Source organism: Parazoarcus sp. PS-13 R2A, assembly GCF_057621855.1.
Window position 1 is genome coordinate 1 of record NZ_JBYEXN010000071.1, and the last position, 356, is coordinate 356.

The 356-nt window shown below is 58.7% G+C and carries 1 protein-coding gene; it reads left to right on the top strand.

The window, feature by feature from the left end; genetic code table 11:
- The coding region (locus AC22G6_RS21875) for a GTP-binding protein (RefSeq protein WP_487368515.1) at positions 1 to 356 on the top strand (356 nt) is incomplete at both ends.

The window sequence follows — 356 nt, forward strand, 5'->3', positions numbered from 1 at the left end:
CACGTTGACCATGGCAAGACCACGCTGACGGCGGCAATCACGACGATTCTGTCGAAGAAGTTCGGTGGCGAGGCCAAGGACTATGCGTCGATCGACAGCGCGCCTGAAGAAAAGGCACGCGGTATCACGATCAACACCGCACACGTCGAGTACGAAACCGAGAATCGTCACTACGCTCACGTTGACTGCCCGGGTCACGCTGACTACGTGAAGAACATGATTACCGGTGCTGCGCAGATGGACGGCGCGATCCTGGTGTGTTCGGCCGCTGACGGCCCGATGCCCCAGACTCGCGAGCACATTCTGCTGGCGCGTCAGGTTGGTGTTCCGTACATCATCGTGTTCCTGAACAAGTG